The organism is Cellulomonas sp., from assembly GCF_035634735.1.
Classification (GTDB): Bacteria; Actinomycetota; Actinomycetes; order Actinomycetales; family Cellulomonadaceae; genus Cellulomonas.
In genome coordinates this window covers 1-2,150 of the sequence record NZ_DASQCJ010000103.1, presented here as the reverse complement: position 1 = coordinate 2,150, position 2,150 = coordinate 1, and the positions used below count along the sequence as shown (strand labels likewise).

Sequence of the window (2,150 nt, the reverse complement as noted above, 5' to 3'; positions counted from 1 at the left end):
GCCCGCCGCACGTCGTCCCAGGTCGGCAGGGCGAAGCCCGGGAGGTCGGCCGGGCGGGTCTCCACCCGGCGCCGGTGCTCGGCCGGGTCCGGGCACACGACCTCGACCACCCGGAGCGCCGCGCCGTGCGCCGCCGCGGTGCCGACCCAGCCCTCGCGCGCGGCCACCGTCGGGCTCACCGCGTCCGCGACCACCACCTGCCCGCGGCGCAGGTGCGGACCCGCGACCGCGTGCATGACGGCGTAGGCGGCGATGCCCGACTGCGCGGCCGCGACGCCGTACCGGCGCATGGCCGCCTCGATCGCGTCCACGCGCAGCGCCACGACCGGCACCGCGTCGGCGACGGCCGCGGCGAGCGTGGTCTTGCCCGATCCGGGCAGACCGCAGATCTGCACGAGCACGCGGGTCTCCGCCCCGTCAGCCCCGCTCCAGCGGGTCGTGGCCCCAGTTCATCAGCGAGTGCCGCCACGCCGTGTCCGTGACGTCCCCGGAGGGCCGCTGCGCCAGGTGCCGGTGCACGTACCCCACGACCTCCCGCATGTGGGCGTAGTCGTCGTCCGTCAGGTCGGCCTTCTTCGTGCGCGCGATCTCGACGATCCGCCGCCCGGAGCGGTGCCCGACGGACTCGCCGCCGCCGTCCTTCTGCCCGACGGCCCGCGACTCGTCCGTGCCGAGCCAGTCCTCGAGCTCCTTCGGCGTCATGGTGACGGCGTCCGCGTAGTCCCGCGCGACCTCGGCGCGCTCCTCGTCGTCCATGCGCGCCATGCTGGCACCGGGCCCCCGCGCCCGCGAGCGGCGGCCTCGCGGACGACGACGCTCGCAGGGCCCCTCCCGCGCGCCCGGTCCGCGCGGGTAGCGTGCGCCGTGACCCGACCGGGACCCCCCGGGACCGGGAGCGACGAGAGGGGCGTCCCGTGGCCGACCGCACCGAGGAGCTGATGGACGCCAACCTGCGGCGGGTGTTCGGGGAGCGCGACCCCGAGCGCCGGCGGGTGGCGATCGAGGACACCTACACCCGCGACGTCGTGTTCTCCGACCCGGAGGAGACGGTGTCCGGCTGGGACGCGCTCGACCGCAAGGCGCAGGGGCTGCTGGACGGCGCCCCGGGGTTCGCGTTCTCCGCCGACGGGCCGGTGCGGCGGGCGCAGGACCTGGCGCTGCTCGCCTGGCGGTTCGGTCCGCCCGGGCAGGACCCGGTGGTGCGGGGCATCGACGTGGCGGAGGTCCGGGACGACCGGATCGCGCGGCTGTGGGCGGTGCTCGTCCGGGACTGAGCGCACCCGCCCCCGGCGCCCTGGCGCCCCGCCCCGGCCCGCCCGCCGACGGCCGGCGCGGGGCGTGTCGGTGGTCGGCGGCATGCTGGGGTCCTCCGACGGAGGGAGCCGACGATGTCCACCCAGCCCGACACGCGCCCGGTACCGATCGACCCGCCCGGCGTGGTCCGCAGCCCCGCGTTCGCCCAGGGCATGCTGCTGCCCGCGGGACCGACGCTCTACGTCGGCGGCCAGAACGGGATCGACGCCGACGGCACGCTGCTCGACGGCCTCGGCCCGCAGACCGAGCAGGCGCTGCGCAACCTGCTCGCCGTGCTGGCCGAGGCGGGCACGGACGCCGACCACGTGGCGATCCTGCGGATCTTCCTGACCGCGGGCGTCGACCCGACGGCGGCCTACGAGGCGAGCGCCGCCGTCTGGGGCCGGCGGCGCACCGCCGTGACCGTGGTGGCCGTGCCGGAGTCCCGGCCCGGGGTGCTGGTCGAGGTCGAGGCGGTGGCCTCGGTGCCGCCACCCGCCTGACCGGCCCGCGGCGCAGGCTCACGCCCCCACGTACGCCGCCAGGTGCTCGCCGGTGAGCGTCGACCGCGCCGCCACGAGGTCCGCCGGCGTGCCCTCGAACACCACCCGTCCGCCGTCGTGCCCCGCGCCCGGCCCGAGGTCGACGATCCAGTCGGCGTGCGCCATGACGGCCTGGTGGTGCTCGATGACGATCACCGACTTCCCGGAGTCGACCAGCCGGTCCAGCAGGCCCAGCAGCTGCTCGACGTCCGCGAGGTGCAGGCCGGTCGTCGGCTCGTCCAGCACGAGCACGCCGCCCTTCTCCCCCATGTGCGTCGCGAGCTTGAGCCGCTGCCGCTCGCCGCCGGACAGCGT

At 77.2% G+C, this 2,150-nt stretch carries 5 protein-coding genes; 2 read left to right on the top strand and 3 right to left on the bottom strand.

The annotated features are described in order from the left end of the window. Together VER05_RS09170 and VER05_RS09165 are read right to left on the bottom strand one after the other, a co-directional pair. On the bottom strand, positions 1–401 hold a 401-nt coding region (locus tag VER05_RS09170), incomplete at its 3' end, for an AAA family ATPase (protein WP_324845059.1). 16 nt (positions 402–417) lie between these two features. Next, on the bottom strand, positions 418–756 hold the full coding sequence (locus VER05_RS09165) for a DUF3140 domain-containing protein (protein ID WP_324845058.1): 339 nt from the start codon (positions 754–756) through the stop codon (positions 418–420). 158 nt (positions 757–914) lie between these two features. On the opposite strand from VER05_RS09165, the gene VER05_RS09160 reads away from it, so the two are divergent. Both VER05_RS09160 and VER05_RS09155 read left to right on the top strand, forming a co-directional pair. Next, on the top strand, positions 915–1,274 hold the full coding sequence (locus tag VER05_RS09160) for a nuclear transport factor 2 family protein (RefSeq protein ID WP_324845057.1): 360 nt from the start codon (positions 915–917) through the stop codon (positions 1,272–1,274). Positions 1,275–1,388: 114 nt separating this feature from the next. After that, positions 1,389–1,796, top strand: a complete 408-nt coding sequence (locus VER05_RS09155; protein ID WP_324845056.1) for a RidA family protein — start codon at positions 1,389–1,391, stop codon at positions 1,794–1,796. Positions 1,797–1,814: 18 nt separating this feature from the next. On the opposite strand, the gene VER05_RS09150 is transcribed toward VER05_RS09155, so the two are convergent. Then, positions 1,815–2,150: ATP-binding cassette domain-containing protein (locus VER05_RS09150; RefSeq protein ID WP_414647595.1), on the bottom strand; the 336-nt coding region annotated here is incomplete at its 5' end.